An 18756-nucleotide genomic window follows, 5' to 3' on the forward strand; every position below is an offset into this window, starting at 1 on the left:
ATTTTGCCTCATTGCCGGCAGATCAACGGCGTCATGGATTGATTTTCCTTTTTGTCGGAGACCACGAGAATCCCGGTGTCGGGGCTACGGACAAGTTTGTCGATGCAAACAGGGACCTCATGGAAAATGACATTCTTGTTGTGTTGCGTCCGGAAAAACCGGGCCTTGTTCAGGAGTTGGACGAAGGTTGGATCTCGAGCGTCCCCACCAATGTCATGACGCCGCAGATGCTCATGGTGACAAATCGCAGCCCGTTGCTGATCGATCTGTTTGAGAGGGCAGCGACACTCTACAACATTGCCACTATGGAGTATGTCTACCCGGAACCGGCCAGTGATGAGACGAATTTTCATCCGCCTTACTTCGATGCAGACATTATTTCGGCGGGCTGGGCCACGGGAACCCGGTACTATCACACGACAGCAGATTATGAAAACAATCTGGTGCGCCCTGAAGTGCTCGAAAAGCAGGGACGCGCTTATGCCTACGTAATTGACGAGTTGATGAAGTATGAAAAGAGCGATCTGGAGCGTGGTGGCACGCCTTACTCAGCCGAAAAGTCGATCTATCAGTCCGACATTCTGAAGCTTCTTCTTGGCAATCATTGAGGGATTGCCAGCAGCGTGTAGATCGGTCGATTTCCGTCGGCACCCATTTGTGCCCTGAAATAAGGGTTGGGAAATTTGGCTTCGCATCGGGATGGGAGAGGTTCTCCGATGTGAAGCTAGACCGCGCTTTGCTGCGGCTGCAAACGGTGCCTCGCTTCCAGCGTCCGCCATGGGCTCCGAGCAGACCAACGCACCGCAGCTAGGCTTGAAGAAACAGATGTTCGCGAAGCGGACACTCGTCCTCTTAAGGTAAAATCCGCGCGTTGGCACGGTGCCGATGCCTGGTGTGGGAGGGCTGGACGGAGACTCCATCATGTCCAGTAAACAGCTACCGGCAATCCGACCATCACGTCCGCCGTGGAACAAGGGGCGGCTGATCGGCCAGAAACGCCCGCTCCTGCCAAGGCAGGTTTGGGCCATTCGCGCTCGGCTAGAGCTCGCGGATAACCTGCGCGACTTGGCATTGTTCAATCTCGCCATAGACAGCAAGCTCCGCGGGTGTGACTTGGTTCGACTCAAGGTCCTGGACCTCGTCGCTGGTGGAAACGTCCGGGACCGCGTGTCGGTCATCCAGAGCAAGACCGGGCGTCCAGTTCAGTTCGAGGTGTCCGAGAATACACGCAGAAGCGTGCTCGCATGGGTCACATCGTCCCAAATGCTTGGACAGGTCAACCTGTTCCCAAGCAGGTTCCACGGCTCACCGCACATCTCGACAAGGCAGTATGCGCGCCTTGTTCATGACTGGGTGTGTGCAATCGGACTGGATCCAAGCGGCTACGGCACGCATTCGCTGCGACGGACCAAGGCCGCACTGATCTACAGGAAGACCGGCAATCTCCGCGCCGTCCAGCTCCTGCTGGGTCACACCAAGGTGGACAGCACGGTGCGATACCTCGGCGTCGAACTCGATGACGCGCTCAGCATCGCCGAGAAGATCGACATCTGAGGCCTTGGCGGACGGCCGCAGTCGTCCGCCATCTCATACCGGACGTCTCTCATGATTGACCGTAGCGGCCGCTCAGAGCCCTATTCGACAGATGCCGCTCGCTATAAGAACGGGTGCGAACCGCGCATTGCTGCCGTTGATCATGGCAAGGACGGCCCACAGCAGAACTCGACACGGCTCCGATTTGCTGCAGTCGCAGCCTGCTTTCCCGACATTCGCTACGTTCGCCAAATCTTCAGGCCTACGAACTCTCAAATCGCGGACAACGCGAAAGCCAACCGCTGGCGCCCAGTAGTCACTTGAAATTGCAACGCGTCGGGCGGGTCTTGCTAACTCTACACGCCCGGCATACGCACCTGCCTTCCTAGAACGCCTACAATCTGGGCCGTCTGCGTCTACAGCCAAGTATTGACTGTGACCTAATGGGGCGAAATGCAATCTCCATCGGTATGCTCCTCTCCCTAAGCTATTTCTACAACAATAGCTGCGGTGGTCTTGGCGGGAAGGCAGTTCATCCCATCAGGTCACGTGAATGGCACCTGCATAGCAAGACATTGATCCGCGCGGTGATTGCGTCCACGCTTCAATGGCGTAGTCTCTTTTCACCCGAATTGGCGTAGTTGTCCCATGATAGACAATCATCAAAGCCTGCCCCAAGAGTCCGCCGATAGAATAACAAAACCCTTGGCACGCTTCCTAGAGATCCAAGCGGCCGCGAGTGGGCTCCTGTTCCTAGCTGTCCTGCTGGCTTTGGCGCTGGCAAACTCGCCTTGGCAAGAAGGCTTCCTGGGCTTCTGGAAGACCCCAATTGGCCTGACATTCGGTTCGTTCGATTTCACCCGCTCGCTGCGACACTGGATCAACGACGGGCTGATGACACTCTTCTTTTTTGTGCTTTCTCTAGAGCTCAAGCGCGAGATCGTTCTGGGCGAATTGCGAAACCCGCGACAGGCCGCCCTGCCGTTCGCAGGCGCTTTGGGTGGCATGGTAGTACCGGTCGCGTTCTATCTTATTCTGATGTCCGGGCAGCCCGGGGCGCACGGCTGGGGAACTGTGATGGCAACCGATACGGCGTTCGTGATTGGGTGCCTGGCGCTTTTTGGAAGCCGGATCCCGTCCACCTTGCGTCTGTTCCTACTTTCTCTAGCCATTTTTGACGATGTCGGCGCAATTCTCGTTGTCGCCTTCGGATACGGGGAAGCGTTGAACTGGTCGGGGATCGGTTTGGGTCTGCTGGGAATTGGTATCGTCGCCGGCGCCTCGCGCGTCGGGATCAGAAGTGTCCCGGTTTATTTTCTTCTCGGTGCGGCAGTCTGGCTTTGCATCGACGCCTCCGGCGTACACGCGACTATCGCGGGGGTCATTCTGGGACTGATGACACCGACGCGCAGATGGGTAAGCGATGCCCGGCTGCATGCCATCCTTGGGCGCCTGCGCGTCGTTCCGGCCGGTGATCGGCAGCAGGGAAATACCGCCAGCCGCCATGACCTGCGTCAAGCCAGCAGAGCCGTCACGGAGGCGCTCTCTCCAGTCGAACGACTCGAAATGATGCTGCACCCCTGGGTCGGCTTTGCAATCATGCCGATCTTCGCGCTGGCAAATGCCGGCATCACGATTCAGGATGCCGATTTCGGACAACCGGTCTCCTTGGCAATAATTGTCGGACTGGTGTTGGGAAAGCCGATCGGCGTCTTCGGATTCAGCTGGCTTGCTGTCCGATCAGGCCTGGCAGTGCTCGCGCCGGGCTTGTCGGGGCCGTTGGTTCTGGCCGGCTCGTTTCTCACAGGTATCGGTTTCACGATGTCGCTGTTCATAGCGGGCTTGGCTTTTGATCCGGCGACACTGAACGCTGCAAAGCTGGGAATTCTCTCAGGATCAGCCCTTGCCGCAACGGTCGGGATCCTCATGCTGCTCCTGCTGACACTTCATGCAGCGCACAAAAAAAACGCCACAGGTGCAGCAGAACCAGACCGGAAAACCTAGAATAGGAAGAATAGCGTCGCGATGAGAAACGCCGCTGTACCGGCGACCGGGCGCTTGCTCCCTGCGGCGACAACCTAGTTCGCAAGTGCGTCGAGAAGCCCGGCTCGGACCAGCGCGCCGCTGATTACGAACATCGCGGCGATCGTTTTGGGCGCTGGGTTCGAAAACACTGCCAGAACTTCATTCGTGGGAACAAACCTCAAGACGAAAAACAGTGCGGCGGCCCCTGCAGCGGTTACATCCGGTTCGAAGCGCTCGGAAAGAAATGCTGCGAACAGAAGGACGACAACGGCGAGCGCGAGATAGGGTTAATTGTCGGCGATGAGATCAATAAGCCCGCCCTCCTTCATTCATACCTTTGCCGCTGACGATATGGCGGTCGCAGCATCCACCTTCCCAAATAGAACACCAACTGAAAAATCAGCCCAATTGTCTCGACAATACTGGCTCAGAAAGAAACACTCCCGGCAGAGACGTAGCCGTCCGTTCAGCGACAAGTATCCTATTTAGGTGGCCCCCAGTTTCCAATCCAACGCTCCAATTCACTGACCAGTGGCAATATTGCGCAAGGCTCAGGCGGGAAGTGCTCGGGCCTCTGCAAACGTCAGCAATCTGCGGCTTTTCTCATCCCAAAGGTGCAGTCGCGCGCAGCGGAAACTTTCCCAAAGCGTGAAGCGTCTGGTCTGTGCCAGGACGTCGTGATCCTTGACTACGTCGTGTAAACGGTAAAACGGGATGCGGCTGGCCAAGTGATGTACATGGTGGACTCCGATGTTCCCGGTGATCCAGCGCAGGATGCCGGGCAGGTCGTAGTGCGAACTACCGTGAAGGGACGCATCCTCGATGTTCCAGTCTTCCTCGTGCCGCCAGCTGGTTTCCTCGAACTGATGCTGCACGTAGAAAAACCACATGCCGGCAATCGCTGCCAGAAACATCGTCGGCAGGAAGACGAACAGCAGTACCTCCCAGCCGCCCAGCCAGACAATCACTGTCAGAGTGAGGCCAATGGCAGCGTTTGTCGCCATCGCACTCAGCCAGTAGCGACCGCCGGACCGCATCAGTTGGACGGGCAGCCGATTGTGCAGGAAGAACGTGTAAAATGGCACCACGCCAAACAGGAAAACCGGATGGCGGACGAGTCGGTAAAGCGCCCTGCCCAGCCAACCCTTTTCGCGGTATTCTGTGATCGTAAGCAACGGTAGGTCTCCGACGCCCCGGCGGTCGAGGTTCCCGATAGTGGCATGGTGGATCGCGTGGGTCTTGCGCCAGACGTCATAGGGCGTCAGCGTGATGACGCCGATGATACGGCCAATCCAATCACACAGACGCCGGTCCCGGAACAGGGAACCATGCCCGCAGTCGTGCTGGATTACGAACAACCGGAAAAGAAAGGCTGCATTGGCAAATGCGAGGGCGATTGCCAACGCGGTGCTGATCGAGAGCACCCACCACGCAACCGCCCATATTGCCAGGAAAGGCACTAGCGTGACGGTTAGTTCGAAAATACTGCGGGAAGGGATTGGCTGCCGGTATTTCACCAGAGTTCGTTTCCAGTCAGATGTGGTCAGTCGGGTCGCTTCCAGCCTCGGACCGGTTGCATCGCAGGGATATCCCACGCAGGGGCCCCGGCTCGTGATGGACAAATGATCCGACTGGACCCGCGCGTGTCGCGCGGTCAAGGCAGGTCGGGCGTTTGGAATGTCAGATTGGACGCCACCGTTTTGGCGGCCCGCGCCAACCGACATGTTCTGTTGACGTGGCCGTTGGCCCCTTGCATCGTGCGAGTTGGACGACGTCGGCATGGAAGGTGTCTACCCCGCTGCTACTAGGTATGTCATACCGGCGGCCTCCGGACGGAGTTCCCGCCAGCAATGATCCGGTTGATGAGAACGGCCACGGCCCGATGCGCCTCTATCTCGCCATCCGTAACACCTGCGCCTTCATGCGTCTTTGCCGCATCGCGCAGGATGCCCACGACCTCGCGTTCGGACAAGAGGTTGCGATCGTTCATCGCCAGCAGCATAGACTCGCAGATTGAGAGGGCGGCCATGCCCGAGAAATCTTTTACGCTACCCATATTTAGGCTTCCTTCCGGGTATCGGTAAAACAACGCGCGGCCGAGCGGCCTCGCTTATCCCAAGCATCTTCGCAGAAAACAGGGTATGCTGAGCTAACCGAAAGCAGTCTCCGCACGAACGCACCCAAAGATTTTTCGGCTTGCGAGGCTCCGATGACGGATATCTTAGAAAGCCCGCTTACAAAGAAGTTGCAAGTCTTCGTCGCCTTGTCCGACGATGAATTGGACGTTTTGAAGCGTCTGCATCTGCGCCGCCGGTCCTTCACGGCGGGGCGTGATCTCGTGCATCAGGGGCAATCTGACCAGGCCGCTTACATACTGGCCGCCGGCTGGGTGTGTTCCTACAAGCTTCAGCCGGACGGAACCCGACAGATCGTAGACGTCCAGATACCAGGGGATTTTCTTGGATTGCGCAGCGTCCTGCTGCGCACCTCCGACCACAGTTTCGAGCCGGTCACGGACATTCAGGCGGTGGAGGTTCTAGCGGACGACCTTCTGGAAGCATTCACAAAAACGCCTCGCTTGGCGGCGGCCTTTCTTTGGGCAGCATCACGGGACGAAGCCATGGTCGTCGAGCATCTCGTTGGAGTTGGTCGACGGTCCGCGGATGCGCGCATGGCGCACTTCCTTCTGGAACTGGGGGCACGGCTGAAGTTGGTCGGAATGGGGAGAAAGGAAGGGTACGCCTGTCCATTGACACAGTATCATCTTGCGGATGCACTCGGCCTAAGCGCGGTCCATGTGAACCGTGTTTTGCGGAAGCTTCGCGAAAGCGGTCTGCTGACCTTTCAGGACGGCCGCGTGACATTCGACGACTATGACGGATTGGTGGCCATTTCGGGTTTCGATCCGGCGTATCTGGATCAGATCGACCCACTTTTGAAATGAATGAGGCCGCCCAAAGATAGACTTAAGGCGGCCCGGTTTTCTTCTGAGACGAGAGAAGTCAGCTAATCGCTTTTGCGGCCGCGTCGAGTTCCCTGTTCATCGCGTCGTATTGGTTCGCTTCGTGCGCTTTCTCGGCTGCCTGGTAATGTTTCAGCGCCCGATCCTTTCTGGGGCCGGCCGGCGCTTTGTGACAGGCTGCTTTGACCGAGGCCATCTTCTCAGCCGAATTGGTTTGTTGAGGTGTCATAAGATTGTCCTTTCTTGGACGTTCCGAGAATAAGAAGCGCGGGGAAATGCAATCCACTTTTTAAACGATACCCCTCCCGCGCTCCTCTGATGCTCGAAATAAGTGCCGCCGGAGATTCGGCAGGCACGAAGTCATGTACCCATCTTCTCCACTCCGCTGCACTGACGCAGGTTAGCCCGGGACGCTCGAAAGTTGGACTGTCCGCTTGGGCATCGGCTGCAGTGATCAAGTTCTGGTTCTGAATCCAGACCCCAAGGGCCGGTTCACATGTCAATAGGTTCGTTAGAGGTTTCGCCCCAAGGTGAAGATTCATCCTGTGGGAGTCAGGTGGTAGGGGTTTGCTGATGTGACAGCCGCAGCCACCGACCGTTGTCCAGAAAATATGTGGACGCGCAGAGCGCCTCATAGATTGGTGAACCCGGCTTTTCGGCGAATACGCGGTAGGCGAGCACGGCAACGGCTCCTTGCCTGATTTGGCTAATCGCATCGTCTGGAGCAGGCGCTGACGCAGATCAGCCGGTGTCCAAGCCTCTGAATTCAAGCATCAGGGCAGCTCCAAGGTTCGCCTGCACGGCCTGGGTCTCAGCGGCGCTAACATGGGTCAGCGCGCACCGTCCGGTTCTGGAATAATGTATGATGACCGCAAATGCAGGCTGCCTCTCTGCAGTCAGGATACGGCAGCCCTTGCAGCGCGGAAGGCACGTATACATCGCGGAGACCGGAGATGGCGCTGCGTTCAATCAGATCCACCGTAACCTTCCCGCGCCCGTTTACCCTATCCGGATATTCGGACGAGCTGCCTGCCGGTGAATACGAAGTATTGGTTGAGGAAGAACTTATCGAGACGCTGAGTTTCCCGGCTTACTGCAGAACAGCGATTTTCCTGACCATAATCGGCAAGGGGCGTTCGCTGGGTCGAACAGAAATGCGACCAATTTCCTGGACCGACCTTGAAACGGCACTTGGCCGCGGCATTCAGCATGACACCTTAAGATAGCGAGGCGGCGCTTTGCCGCTGGAGGAACTAAAATGAACACTCCCGAATGGCTTAAACCCGGCCTCTACGGCGCCGTCATCGGCGCGGTACTTGTTAGTGTATCTGGATTTTCTTGGGGCGGCTGGGAAACCAGCCGAACCTCGAGCGACATGTCCCTCGCGATGGCTCGCGAACACGTTGTCATCGCATTGGTGCCCGTCTGTCTCGACATGGCCCGAACCGATCCGGAACGGGCCGCCAAGATGGCAGCGATCCGGGCAGCCTCTACCTTCCGGCAGCGAGAGGCCCTCATGGCGGCTGGCTGGGCGACAGTACCGGGGACAGAGACCCCGAACCGGAACCTCGCGCAAGCCTGCCTTGCGGCCCTTGACGTAAACAAGTCACCGGAGCGTCCGGAAAACACGATCAATCAAGGATGAGCAGCGCCATGTCACCACCTCTGCCTGAAACAACCGATCTTGAACGGCGCGTTCTAGCCCATGAACGGGTTCTCCAGTCGCTTATTGCTTACATGTCCCACACGGAACCGCGGTTCCTTGAGCACCTTAAGAAGCGTTTTGTTGAGCCGATGGCTATGGAGCGGCACGAGCATGACCACCGGAACGCGGATGATTATGCCGAGGAGTTCATTCGCGCCGTGATGGCCCTTGGAGAAACGCAATTGCCAAAGGCGGCGAGTTCCAGGGTTCTCAAGCAGGCATTGCACCAACCGGAAAAGAGACAAACTTCGGCACACCCCTATTATCCCACTGCGCAAGCTGATCGTGTCCGTGTCAGGGAGCGGAATGGGATCTGGGAGGTCAAGGTGGATGGTGTGTTCCACGGGGACTACCACGACAAGGGCAATGCTCTGGCAGCCGCAGCCTTGGCTCGCTTGTCGCTTTGAGGAAAGGACATCTCCGATGAACGAGTTAGTCAGAAAATCCATTGCGGTTTTCGCCAGGCCGTTCAGTTTGCCTGGCTTAGACGAGACGCTTCCAGCAGGAGAGTACGACATTGAAACGGAACTGTGTTCACCGCCCGACTGCCTGCATCCTGAAGCTTGGAAAGCGTCTGTAGCGGTGAGACTGCATTCTCGGGCATCCCACCCCGGACTGGCGAGAACCTTGACCGTTTCACTGGCCGACCTCGATGACGCCCTGGCAAAGGACAAGCTGACCGGAAAAGATCTGGCCGAGATTTTCCTGGAGGAAATGCTTGCAGACCCGATGGTTCGGCTGGTGATGGAGGCCGACGGCGTTTCCGAGTTGCAGCTTCGGCATCTCTACTCGGGCGGGCGGGCAACCCAGACAGACAAAGACGCGCCGGGTGCGGCTCCGGTAGCTAAATTGCCAAAGGATATTTCAGCGATACAGGCCGCAGAGAACGAAGGAATGCCGACACAGGGAGAATAAGACGCGCGGATGCCCCCGCGACCGCCTCGGTCTGCGCCGGGTGCCGGTCCGCGCAAGCAAGAGAGGAAATAATATGCCCGGCCAGAACGGCGGCCCGGAAGACCGTGGACCATGGCAAAGCAAACAGAAACGCAAACCGCCCGAGATTGACGATCTCCTTCGTCACGGCCGCGACCGGCTGGGCGGACTGCTCACTGATGGGTGGCCTCGTCTGAGGGGGTACTGGTTGCAGGAACGATAGTCTTGGTGGCTGTTGTCGCCCCCTTTCTTGATACACTGTCCCGAGCGACTCTGTCGCTGTTGTCCAGCGTTTTGGCAGATACACTGCTGAGATTCCGCCTGACCTGCATTTCAAATTCCCGCTTGGCATCGACGTTGCCACACTGATGCCCGTGAAACGGCAACTGAAGCACGAATTCGGATTCACCACGCCGGGCGGAGGTGATCCCTTCCAAAGTCCGTCAGACGGCCGACGCGAAGCCGAAATAGTCACGGTAGATCTGAACGCAGCGCTTTTGGAGTGGGTGGTACAATACCGGATCTCGGACCCCCTGAAGTTCCTGTTCGAGGTTCGTGAACCGAGTGCAACTTTGCGCTATGTCTCTGAATCCGTGATGGACCTGTCACGTTTCCGTGCCGCCCCAAGTTCTCATTTACGCATCCTGAGCTTCGAAGGCCAAGGGGCTTTTCCAATCCAAGGCTGAGTGCCCTCGGCGAGGATTGTAGAATCCGTTGATGTATCCGAAGTTCGCCAGATCGGGCGCCCTGCGGGTGGGTCAAGGCCGCTGCCACAGCAATTAAGCCTTCATCGTCTTGAAGAAGGTTTCGACTGCCGCGTTGTCATAGCAATTGCCTGTGCGGCTCATCGATACCTTGAACCCGTGCTGCCGCAGAAGCTTCTGGTTTCGTGAGGGCAGTGTCGGCTGCCTCGATCCGTGTGATGGTTGCAGCCTGTCCTTGCGTTGGCTCTGGCTGAGGGGCCGGTTGCGGAAGGCCCGATACCCTCGTGGGCTGACTTCCATCATCTGGCACAGCCGTTCGACGAGCGGCATGTCGACGTTCTTTGCCCTTTCGGCAGATTTGCCGAGCAAGTCGCTTGCCGGGCAACCCAGGCCTGGATCAGCAATCTCTTCACGACATCAATGACGTCGATGGATCAGGGCAAGTCGCTGGCGACGGTAGCGTTCGCTCTTCTTGTCGCGTTTCTTTATGGGGTCCTGCACACGCTTGGGCCGGGGCACGGCAAGGCCGTCGTGATTTCCTATTTCGTCGGTGAAGGGGGTAGCCTGCGCCGCGGTGTCGGGATGGGGGTTCGCATCGCCATCGTGCACGTGTTCTCGGCCGTTGCGGCTGTATTCCTGCTCGACCTTGCGATCCGGCAAACCACCGGCGGAGCACCATCCGATTACCGGCTCATCCGGCTGGGCAGCTATGCGCTGATCATTGCAATTGGCCTTTTGATGCTTTGGAAAAGCCTTCGGACAATTCATGACCTCCGAAGAACGGCTTCAACAGCCCATGAACACGGGTCGCATCACAGGCACCCGCATGACGACAATACCCACAGCGGCTGCGCTGCCTGCGCAATTGCCGAAAAATCGTCCAGCCGATCCGACGGATGGCTTGCTACTGCAGTGGGCATTGTGCCTTGTACCGGCGCGCTGATCGTAATGCTGTTCGGGTTTGCAAATGACCTTGTATTGCCTGCGATCGCCATGGTGGCCGCGATTTCGCTGGGCATGGCGATCTCTATGTCTCTGATCGGCGTCGCGGCCATCTGGGGGCGCGCGAAGGTTGCGCAGCGGATCGGTGCGAATGCAGCCACCCACCAACGCTTTGAAAGCGTTGCCCAAGTCGCCGGTGCGACCTGTGTGACCGTGGTCGGAGTGCTTTTGTTCCTCACATCACGGAGTGCGCCCGTTCAACCGCTCGCATCCCAGATTGGCCCGGCGGAGAAACTACAAAAAAAGACTTTGTCGGCTCTTAGGGATTGAAAGCCGATAAGGCCTTTCTGGGTGTGCCTTGTACGCACTATCTCTGGGCAGGACGGGCCACAAATCGCGGGAATGAAGGTCCCCTTTTGCGATCTCCTCTGTTACACGCTGCACGGCCGCGAATTCACACTTTCCGCCCGTGGTGCTTTTAGCTGCGGTTGCGAAGTAACGAAAGCGGTCGTTGGAGCGGCGGCAGCGAAAGCACACTTTGTCCGCCCTGTTGTCTTTGAAGGTCATGAAAGCAATGTCCGGTTTGGGCTGCGGGCTGACCTTGGCGCACTTTGCGGCGAAGGTCGGCAATGAGCCCGGAGCGGACGTTGCCTTCGCTACGGCAAAATGCCCTTTCGCTATCCGGCAGCGTAAGTTACAGTCTGCTGCACCAACGTTGGTTTCAGGGCCTCTTGGGGGTAGGCAGAACCGCATGAACTTTCAGGTCACCAATAGATTTCAGTGCGGCAATTTTTCGACGGATGACCCAAGCGAATTCGAGATGGCTGTGCAGCCTTGGGACCTCTTGATTGACGGCCGTGATCAAGGAAAGAGCAAGTTTGGGTTGGACTTCATCAGCTTCCCCGGGCTGTCGGTACTGCGAGAAAGCTATGGAGATGACGTTCGGCTGATAGGGCTGCCGCCGCCTGGCCACCTTGTCCTAGCCATTCCTTTCGGAGGCGATGGCCAGTCAATTGCCTTTGGTGAGCCGGTTATTGACCACCAGCTCTATTCTCTGGCCGGTGATCCTCTAGAAGTGAGATACCGCGGCGGACAAACGGTACTGACAATTGAGATAGAAATTGCACAGGCTTTCGAGCCCACGCTTGAGCTTGCAATGGACAAGCTCGCTTCGCGCGGCCGGCATTCGGCATTTTCGCCATCACCCCAGAAGGTGCGTACAATTGCGCGAAAGCTCGAAGAGCTATTCCCGCCGGCATACACGGACCGGGCGACTCATATAAAAGAAACCGCTGACGTGATACGGGAGTTCATTGAAGACGCACTGATCGATGCAGTCCTCCCTGATGGACTTGATTCAATTCATGGGAAGAAGCTCGGTCAAAATGCGGCTGTAGTGGCGGCCCTTGAGTACCTTCGCACCCCCGATACCGAGTGCGTGTCTGTTGCAGCCCTGTGCGAAGCGGTAGGTGTCAACAAGAGAACACTCGAACGTGGAGTGCGTGAGAAATTCGATTGCACCGTCGTTCAACTGTTGCAGAAATGGAGGATGCACGCGGCGCGTCAGCGCTTGTTGGAGGCCGGCCCGAAGGACACCACCGTCGCTCACATTGCGACATCGCTTGGCTTCTATGATCTTGGTCGCTTTGCCTCTCGGTACCGACAGCGGTTTGGGGAATACCCGTCGGATACCTTGTCGGCAGCAGCTCGGTGGGTTGCTCGTCAAAGCCGCAGCGCAGCTCCCCGGCGTTTCCCGGTCTGAAAGGCGAAGCTGAACAAACGCTCAGAAGGCATCTGAGACGCGGATAAACTGTCGCAAATTACGCAGACGGCTTTCATATGGCTCGCTAAATACTAGTAGCGATCAGATGGAGTGGGAAATGCGTGAGTTTGCAAGCAATATGCCTTGGACAGCAATGCTGATTGGTGGATCGGTCACCTTTGCTGCTGCCAGCCCAACCGCCGGCGATGAGATGATGCCGGTGACCGAAGAAACCTTCATTCGCGCCGAGGTGGACGCGCGCATTCTACGCTTCATCGAGGCCGGTGGAATGAACAGGGGGCTGGTCTATGACGCCCCGACGCCCGTCGACAATCAGGCCGTCCCACGCATGAACCGCGATACGCTCTATGCGGGTATCCCGATCGACACGTCCGAGCGGTTTACAATCACGGTGCCCGAGGTCCCCGATGGCCGCTACCTGTCGGTTTACATGATCGACAACGACCATTTCGCCATCGACATCCTGTCCGAGCCAGGCATCTACGAATTCGGCCCGCAAGACACGCGGTATATCGTGGCGCTGCCGCGTGTGCAGGTGCTGGACGCGAGCGACGAAAGCGACGTTGAAATTGCGCGGCGCCTCTTGGCTCAGGTCGAGGTCACCTCTGGTAGCATGGAGCCCAAGACCGCCAATTGGAACTGGGAACAGATGGTCGCAATGCGTCCCGGCTATGAAGAAAAACTTGAAGCCTTCACGCAATATCCGCCCAGTTTTCAGGACACGCGCGCCTCGGGCAATGTGATCCCAGAACATCACCGGATTGCCGTTGCCACTTCCTGGGGGGTCTTCCCCAATTATGAGGCCGCCTACATTAACTTTTCGGGTCCTGAAGGGCCTGCCGGGGTCGAGACTTGCTACACCGCAAACTATACGCCGCCCGAAAATGACGCTTTCTGGTCGATCACCATGTACAATGAGGAAGGCTATCTCTTCAGTGACAACCATGCGGTTCTGAACCCGGCAAACACAAAGATGAACGCGGATGGCAGCTTCGATGCTTTCTTTGGTTCTGAGGAGCTTTGTGGCGATGTCGCAAATCGCCTTGATACGTCCGAAGGCTGGAATTTCCTGATGCGCGTCTATCGCCCCGCTGAAAGCGTCAGCGCGGGGGAATACGTTTTGCCGGACGTCGAACCTGCAAATTAACTGCCGCAGAGCCGCAGATCAAAACTCAACGGGGAGATTGTTTAAATGCCGATGTTCCGTACCGCCCTGCTGGCAGCAACGCTGGCGGTGGTCCCGCAATTCGTCGGAGCCGATGGGCCAACCTACGCTGCCAACGTGCCCGAGAAGCTCTTGACGCCCGATGTGGTCGAAACGGAACGCCTCGGGACGCTCTACTTTTTCGACGGCTTGCCCTCGGAAGAGACCATCGACAAGCTTTGGGACAATCTCGATTTCATGCGTGGCGTGGACGCGTTCTTGCACGGTATCCCGGCCACCTCGATCCAGGCCTTTTGCGAAGGTCTCAAGGCGGCCGGTGTGCCCCCCTTTACGGTCGGGATCACCGAGGGTTTGCTCGATGCCAGAGGCCTCATGCTGACGGCAAACTCCACGACGATGTATGTCCTGACCTGTATCGACACCAAGTCAGGCCCGGTTGTCATGGACGTCCCGCCCATTACGCTCGGGCCGATTGACGACGCCTATTTCCGCTGGGTGACCGATGTGGGCTTCACCGGTCCCGATCAGGGCCGCGGCGGTCGGTATCTGTTCGTGCCACCAGGATACGACGGTGCGTTGCCGCAAACCGGTTTCCATGTCGTTCATTCACCGACCTACAAGAATTGGATGTTGATGCGGGCTTTCGTTCTCGAGGACGGGCTGGAGGGGACCGTGAAGCGGGTCAAGGACCATCTTCGGATCTTTCCCTTCGCCGAGATAGAAAATCCGCCAGAACAACAATTCGTGCAGCTTACGGGCAAGCAATGGAACTCTATCCACGGAAATAACTTCTCTTTCTATGAAGAGTTGAATGCGACGGTGCAATACGAGCCTCCTGACGCTTTTCCGCCGGAAATCGCCGGTATCTTTAACAGCATCGGCATCCGGCACGGGAAGCCATTTCAGCCCGACGAGCGGATGCAAAGCATCCTGATCGAGGCGGGAAAGGTCGGCAACGCTACGGCGCGGGCGCAATCTTTCAGTCCGCGCGACCCGGGCGTTTACCTTTTCGAAGGGCGCCAGTGGACAACGCCGTATGCTCGTCTGAGCCACGAGTTTCTCGAAGATGGCGCCCGCATCTTGAGCGATCGGACCTTCTTTCATTACCTGGCGACGGGCGTCACCCCCGCCATGGTCAGACCCCAAGTCGGCTCCGGCTCGGTCTATGGCTTCACCGCGAAGGACTCGGAGGGCAACTATCTCGACGGAGGCAAGACCTATCGCATCGATCTGGAGGCACCTGTCCCCGCCGGCGATTTCTGGTCTTTCACAGTCTACGACAACCAGCACCGCTCGATGCTGGAGACGGATCAAAAGCTCGCCGGAATAGATAGTACCGTGCCTGGGATCGAACCGAACGAGGACGGCTCATGGACCATCTGGTTTGGTCCTGAACCTCCTGAAGGCAAAGAAGGCAACTGGGTTCAAACCATGCCCGGTAAATCCTGGTCTTCGATCATTCGGCTTTATGGGCCGGGCCAGGAATGGTTCGATAAAACCTGGGTTCCCGGGGATTTCGTGAGGGTTGAAGAGTGATGCCACAGATCGGCCAGCACGAGTTGGGGAATAACGGCCCGGAGATGAATGCAGTTGAGTACAAGGCCACCTTTGATCGAACAATAGTGAGGCATGGGATGCGAAGGATTGCGACGCTTACAACATTTTTAGCACTTGCGATATTTGCGGGTTCGGTTTCCGCCGAAGAGCGTGATTTCGAGAAAGAGAGATTTGAGCGGCGCGCCTACGAAAGCGCCCTTTGGGCGCAACCGCTCGTGGCGGGTAACCAGATGATTGCGGGCGCGATAGATGCAGGTCAGGCGCTCAACCAAGTCGCGTATTTCTCACAACCGCCCAACTGGAAATTTCAGTCGCCCACGCCGAATAACTCTACGCCCTATGTTCAGCTCATTTACGATGTGAAAGATGGGCCAGTAGTAGTGGAACTTCCCGCAGCGACCGAAACCTACAGCATCTTTGGCACGTTCCTCGATGTCTGGCAGCGACCGATTGTCGATGTTGGCCCCGATGGCGATGACAAAGGCGAAGGGGGCAAATACTCCCTGTACGCGTCGAATTCGGACACCGTGGTGCCGTAAGGATATCTCCCCGTGCCGCTTGAAACCTATCGCGGTTACGGGACGTTGCGCATCATCACGCCTGATCTTGAACCCGCAACTTTGGAAGGTGCAGAGGCCTATATCAGGGACGGGATCCATCAATACCCCTACGGCAGCGATGAGCGACTGCCCCATATGGACATCTACGATGTTCTGTATACCTCGCAGTTTCCGTTCGACAGCAGTTTCTTTGGCATTGTCAGAAAGATTCCGGTTGAGGCGGGCAGGGCGGCCTCGTAGCGTCGGAACATGACCAAACCTAACCCGTTCAAGGGCTTTCAAAGCAGCCCGGAAATCATCCGCCTGGCGGTGATGCTATACATCCGTTTCCCTCTTTCGCTTCGGAATGTGGAAGATCTATTGCATGAACGCGGCGTCGAAATCAGCCATGAAACGGTTCGGTTTTGGTGGCGCCGTTTCGGCCCGATGTTTGCCTCGGAGATCCGGAAGCGCAGGATTGAAGGCATGCGATCCAGTCAATGGTGTTGGCACTGGACGAAATGTTTGTGAAAATCAACGGCGAACGCCACTACCTGTGGCGGGCCGTCGATCACGAAGGCGAGGTGCTTGAAAGCTTCGTTACCAAGACGCGTAACAAGAAAGCAGCCTTGAAATTCTTGAAGAAAACAATGAAGCGGCATGGCCGGCCGCACGTTTTCGTCACGGACAAGCTGCGTTCCTATGGCGCTGCATTGAAGGAAATCGGTGCGGCGGACAGGCAGGAAACCGGTCGCTGGCTGAACAACAGGGCAGAGAACTCACACCTGCCTTTCCGACGAAGAGAGCGAGCGATGCTTCGATTCAGGCGCATGCGAAGTTTGCAGAAATTCGCTTCCGTCCATTCCTCAGTGCACAACCATTTCAATCAGGAACGCCACCTCTACTCACGACAAAACTTTAAGCTGAACCGAAGCGCCGCTCTTGCCGAGTGGCGCGAACTTGGCGCGGGATAAAGGACAGCGTTACTGGCCTAACAGAGACGAGTTCGAATCCGTCTGACAGCACCGCCACCCATCCTCACATTGAGATTTTCTCAAGCCTTTGTCTTTGAGTGTTTTTTTGCCATTCCGCAAAGTGGCCCGCTCTACTTTGGCCAATTCTGCTGTACAAATCGCTTTACATTTTTCTTTACATTGCTTGCCAGGCAGTGAAGTGACAATGGCTATCAAAACCAGGGAAAAAAGCTTTCTTTATACAAAGGGGTTCGAGGGTCAGGGTTCATAACAATAGGTAACGGTCGCGGCCAGAGCGATGGCCGCGAGGAAAACCTTTGAACAGCAATCATAACGCGTCGCCAGTCCTTGAGCCGGCCGAACATGATCTCGATCCTGGTGCGTCGTTTGTAGCGGCGCTTGTCGTACTTGATCGGTTTCTTTCGCTGTTTCCGGCCAGGGATGCATGCGCGTATCCCTTTGTCTTTCAAAGCTTCTCTGAACCAATCCACGTCATAGCCGCGGTAGCCAAGCAGCCAATCCACATTCGGCAGGCAGCTAAGCAGCGCCCGCGCGCCGACGTAGTCTCTGACTTGACCGGTGGTGACGAACAGGTCAATTTGTCGTCCCTGGCTGTCGCAGATGGCATGCAGCTTGGTGTTCATGCCGCCCTTGGTTCGGCCCCTCTCGGCAGATTGCTTTGCAATCGCCTGCCGGACAACGGATCAGGCGTCCACACCCTTCTTTTTGACGCCCATGCCGGTCGCGGTGCGGTGTGCCTTCAGATAGGTGGCATCGATCATCACGGTCTTCGTCTCGCCATGTTCGGCGGCCAGACCGGACATCATCCGGCCGAAGATGCTCTTGTCGCTCCAACGCTTCCAGAGATTGTAGAGTGTCTTGTGCGGACCATAAACTGCAGGCGCATAGCGCCATCTTAACCCATTGCGATTGATGAAAATAATACCGCTTCACACACGCCGATCATCGACGCGGGGTTTGCCGTGGGGCTTCGGAAAGAGAGGCTCAAGACGCGCCATCTGTGCATCCGTCAGCCAGAAAAGATCAGACATGTTCACCGCTCGTTTTTGAACCATGAATCACGCCGTCACCCAGAACCCAAGGGGTCCTGACCCTAGCAACTGGAAAAGCGTTTTTACAGTAAGTTCAAATCAAGGTTTTCTGTTTCAAAGAAGCATTGTCTTGCTGAGGTGCACCCCGTTTCTTCGGTGTCAGAGGATTTCATCCTCATCGAACATGGGGTCGTCTTCCAATTGCGCGCTGAGGTCTTCTACCGACTCGCCGGCCTGCTCAACTGACTCAACACGGCCAAGGTGGAACACGGCGTCGCCTTCGTTGACCACGGGCATCACTGCCCGGCCGACAACCAGCCCGTCGAACGGGGCAAGTATTTCCATCTCCTGCTCTCCGAACGGGTCCGAGACCGACCCCATCAGGTCGCCCTTGCGCACCAGTTCACCATCGGCTTTGTAGACGCGAAGGACGCCCCCCATCGGTGCGCGCAGCCATTTGCTGGAGTTGCAGAAATGCGGCTTGGCCTTGGGTTTTGAGATGCCTTTTGCAGGAACCATCTTCATGTGCCGCATCACGCGCAGGATACCCGCGAGCCCCGCCCGTATCGACAGCTCGTCGAACCGCAGGCCTTCGCCGGCCTCGTAGAGCAGAACATCCGTTCCGGCGTCCTTGGCGGCGGCGCGCAGTGAACCATCGCGCAACGGTGATTTCATGACGATTGGTGCGCCGAAAACCTCGGCCAGTTCCTTGGTGCGTGGGTTGTCCGGCGAGATCCGGATCTGCGGGTAATTCGTCCGATGGATCGCGGCCGAGTGCAGGTCGATCCCCAGATCGGACCGCGCCGCGATCTCGGTCATGAAAAGATGCGCCAGCCGGGACGCAAGCGATCCATGTTCGCTGCCCGGAAAGACGCGGTTCAG

The 18756-nt window shown here is 57.3% G+C and carries 21 protein-coding genes and 3 pseudogenes; 17 read left to right on the forward strand and 7 right to left on the reverse strand.

Features of this window, described 5'->3' with window-relative positions:
- The 3 genes from AC2FNS_RS17520 to nhaA form a co-directional block, all read left to right on the forward strand.
- On the forward strand, window positions 1–608 hold a 608-nt coding region (locus AC2FNS_RS17520; RefSeq protein WP_496803928.1), incomplete at its 5' end, for a hypothetical protein.
- Between the two features lie 313 nt (window positions 609–921).
- The gene (locus tag AC2FNS_RS17525) at window positions 922–1554 is read left to right on the forward strand and encodes a tyrosine-type recombinase/integrase (RefSeq protein WP_496712147.1); all 633 of its coding nucleotides are present in this window, start codon (window positions 922–924) and stop codon (window positions 1552–1554) included.
- 627 nt (window positions 1555–2181) lie between these two features.
- Complete coding sequence (gene nhaA, locus AC2FNS_RS17530; RefSeq protein ID WP_496712149.1) at window positions 2182–3537, forward strand: Na+/H+ antiporter NhaA; 1356 nt, start codon at window positions 2182–2184, stop codon at window positions 3535–3537.
- A gap of 74 nt (window positions 3538–3611) precedes the next feature.
- On the opposite strand, the gene AC2FNS_RS17535 is transcribed toward nhaA, so the two are convergent.
- The 3 genes from AC2FNS_RS17535 to AC2FNS_RS17545 all read right to left on the reverse strand — a co-directional run bounded on the left by AC2FNS_RS17535 (window position 3612) and on the right by AC2FNS_RS17545 (window position 5614).
- Window positions 3612–3815 carry an SLC13 family permease gene (locus tag AC2FNS_RS17535; protein ID WP_496712207.1) on the reverse strand — a complete coding sequence of 68 codons (204 nt, stop codon included), beginning with the start codon at window positions 3813–3815 and terminating at the stop codon, window positions 3612–3614.
- Window positions 3816–4109: 294 nt separating this feature from the next.
- Window positions 4110–5075: a fatty acid desaturase gene (locus tag AC2FNS_RS17540; protein ID WP_496712151.1), complete on the reverse strand. Its 966-nt coding sequence runs from the start codon at window positions 5073–5075 to the stop codon at window positions 4110–4112.
- Between the two features lie 296 nt (window positions 5076–5371).
- Complete coding sequence (locus AC2FNS_RS17545) at window positions 5372–5614, reverse strand: hypothetical protein (protein ID WP_496712153.1); 243 nt, start codon at window positions 5612–5614, stop codon at window positions 5372–5374.
- 153 nt (window positions 5615–5767) lie between these two features.
- Here AC2FNS_RS17545 and AC2FNS_RS17550 point away from each other — a divergent pair, with 153 nt between their 5' ends.
- Window positions 5768–6502 carry a Crp/Fnr family transcriptional regulator gene (locus tag AC2FNS_RS17550; RefSeq protein WP_496712155.1) on the forward strand — a complete coding sequence of 245 codons (735 nt, stop codon included), beginning with the start codon at window positions 5768–5770 and terminating at the stop codon, window positions 6500–6502.
- A gap of 58 nt (window positions 6503–6560) precedes the next feature.
- Here AC2FNS_RS17550 and AC2FNS_RS17555 read toward each other — a convergent pair whose 3' ends face one another.
- Window positions 6561–6749 carry a hypothetical protein gene (locus AC2FNS_RS17555; protein WP_496712156.1) on the reverse strand — a complete coding sequence of 63 codons (189 nt, stop codon included), beginning with the start codon at window positions 6747–6749 and terminating at the stop codon, window positions 6561–6563.
- Window positions 6750–7473: 724 nt separating this feature from the next.
- Between AC2FNS_RS17555 and AC2FNS_RS17560 the strand changes: the two genes are divergently transcribed.
- The 6 genes from AC2FNS_RS17560 (at window position 7474) to AC2FNS_RS17585 (ending at window position 9844) form a co-directional block, all read left to right on the forward strand.
- Window positions 7474–7746, forward strand: a complete 273-nt coding sequence (locus AC2FNS_RS17560; protein ID WP_496712157.1) for a hypothetical protein — start codon at window positions 7474–7476, stop codon at window positions 7744–7746.
- A gap of 32 nt (window positions 7747–7778) precedes the next feature.
- Window positions 7779–8165: a hypothetical protein gene (locus tag AC2FNS_RS17565; protein WP_496712159.1), complete on the forward strand. Its 387-nt coding sequence runs from the start codon at window positions 7779–7781 to the stop codon at window positions 8163–8165.
- 8 nt (window positions 8166–8173) lie between these two features.
- Complete coding sequence (locus AC2FNS_RS17570; protein WP_496712160.1) at window positions 8174–8632, forward strand: hypothetical protein; 459 nt, start codon at window positions 8174–8176, stop codon at window positions 8630–8632.
- Window positions 8633–8648: 16 nt separating this feature from the next.
- On the forward strand, window positions 8649–9140 hold the full coding sequence (locus AC2FNS_RS17575; protein WP_496712162.1) for a hypothetical protein: 492 nt from the start codon (window positions 8649–8651) through the stop codon (window positions 9138–9140).
- A gap of 73 nt (window positions 9141–9213) precedes the next feature.
- The gene (locus tag AC2FNS_RS17580) at window positions 9214–9381 is read left to right on the forward strand and encodes a protease modulator HflK N-terminal domain-containing protein (protein WP_496712164.1); all 168 of its coding nucleotides are present in this window, start codon (window positions 9214–9216) and stop codon (window positions 9379–9381) included.
- Window positions 9382–9472: 91 nt separating this feature from the next.
- Window positions 9473–9844 carry a hypothetical protein gene (locus AC2FNS_RS17585; protein WP_496712208.1) on the forward strand — a complete coding sequence of 124 codons (372 nt, stop codon included), beginning with the start codon at window positions 9473–9475 and terminating at the stop codon, window positions 9842–9844.
- On the opposite strand, the pseudogene AC2FNS_RS17590 reads toward AC2FNS_RS17585, so the two are convergent.
- Window positions 9794–10092, reverse strand: a pseudogene (locus AC2FNS_RS17590) (integrase core domain-containing protein); the annotation flags it as partial. The gene AC2FNS_RS17585 and the pseudogene AC2FNS_RS17590 overlap by 51 nt on opposite strands.
- Window positions 10093–10291: 199 nt before the next feature.
- On the opposite strand from AC2FNS_RS17590, the gene AC2FNS_RS17595 reads away from it, so the two are divergent.
- The 7 genes and pseudogenes from AC2FNS_RS17595 to AC2FNS_RS17625 all read left to right on the forward strand — a co-directional run bounded on the left by AC2FNS_RS17595 (window position 10292) and on the right by AC2FNS_RS17625 (window position 16822).
- Window positions 10292–11134, forward strand: coding sequence for a nickel/cobalt transporter (locus AC2FNS_RS17595; protein WP_496797686.1), 843 nt, complete (start codon window positions 10292–10294; stop codon window positions 11132–11134).
- Between the two features lie 235 nt (window positions 11135–11369).
- Window positions 11370–12566 carry a helix-turn-helix domain-containing protein gene (locus AC2FNS_RS17600; protein WP_496712165.1) on the forward strand — a complete coding sequence of 399 codons (1197 nt, stop codon included), beginning with the start codon at window positions 11370–11372 and terminating at the stop codon, window positions 12564–12566.
- Between the two features lie 139 nt (window positions 12567–12705).
- Window positions 12706–13734, forward strand: coding sequence for a DUF1214 domain-containing protein (locus AC2FNS_RS17605; RefSeq protein ID WP_496797682.1), 1029 nt, complete (start codon window positions 12706–12708; stop codon window positions 13732–13734).
- Between the two features lie 45 nt (window positions 13735–13779).
- On the forward strand, window positions 13780–15288 hold the full coding sequence (locus tag AC2FNS_RS17610) for a DUF1254 domain-containing protein (RefSeq protein WP_496712169.1): 1509 nt from the start codon (window positions 13780–13782) through the stop codon (window positions 15286–15288).
- Window positions 15288–15848, forward strand: coding sequence for a DUF1254 domain-containing protein (locus tag AC2FNS_RS17615; protein ID WP_496712171.1), 561 nt, complete (start codon window positions 15288–15290; stop codon window positions 15846–15848). The genes AC2FNS_RS17610 and AC2FNS_RS17615 overlap by 1 nt, the downstream gene beginning before the upstream one ends.
- 12 nt (window positions 15849–15860) lie before the next feature.
- The gene (locus AC2FNS_RS17620) at window positions 15861–16109 is read left to right on the forward strand and encodes a hypothetical protein (RefSeq protein ID WP_496712173.1); all 249 of its coding nucleotides are present in this window, start codon (window positions 15861–15863) and stop codon (window positions 16107–16109) included.
- 9 nt (window positions 16110–16118) lie between these two features.
- A pseudogene (locus AC2FNS_RS17625) lies at window positions 16119–16822 on the forward strand (IS6 family transposase).
- 258 nt (window positions 16823–17080) lie between these two features.
- Here AC2FNS_RS17625 and AC2FNS_RS17630 read toward each other — a convergent pair.
- Both AC2FNS_RS17630 and AC2FNS_RS17635 read right to left on the reverse strand, forming a co-directional pair.
- Window positions 17081–17874: pseudogene (locus tag AC2FNS_RS17630) on the reverse strand (IS5 family transposase).
- A 159-nt stretch (window positions 17875–18033) separates the two neighbouring features.
- Window positions 18034–18756, reverse strand: a 723-nt coding sequence (locus AC2FNS_RS17635; RefSeq protein WP_496803929.1) for a succinylglutamate desuccinylase/aspartoacylase family protein, incomplete at its 5' end; no start/stop codon positions are given.

This window comes from Ruegeria sp. BHSA191, from assembly GCF_059613325.1.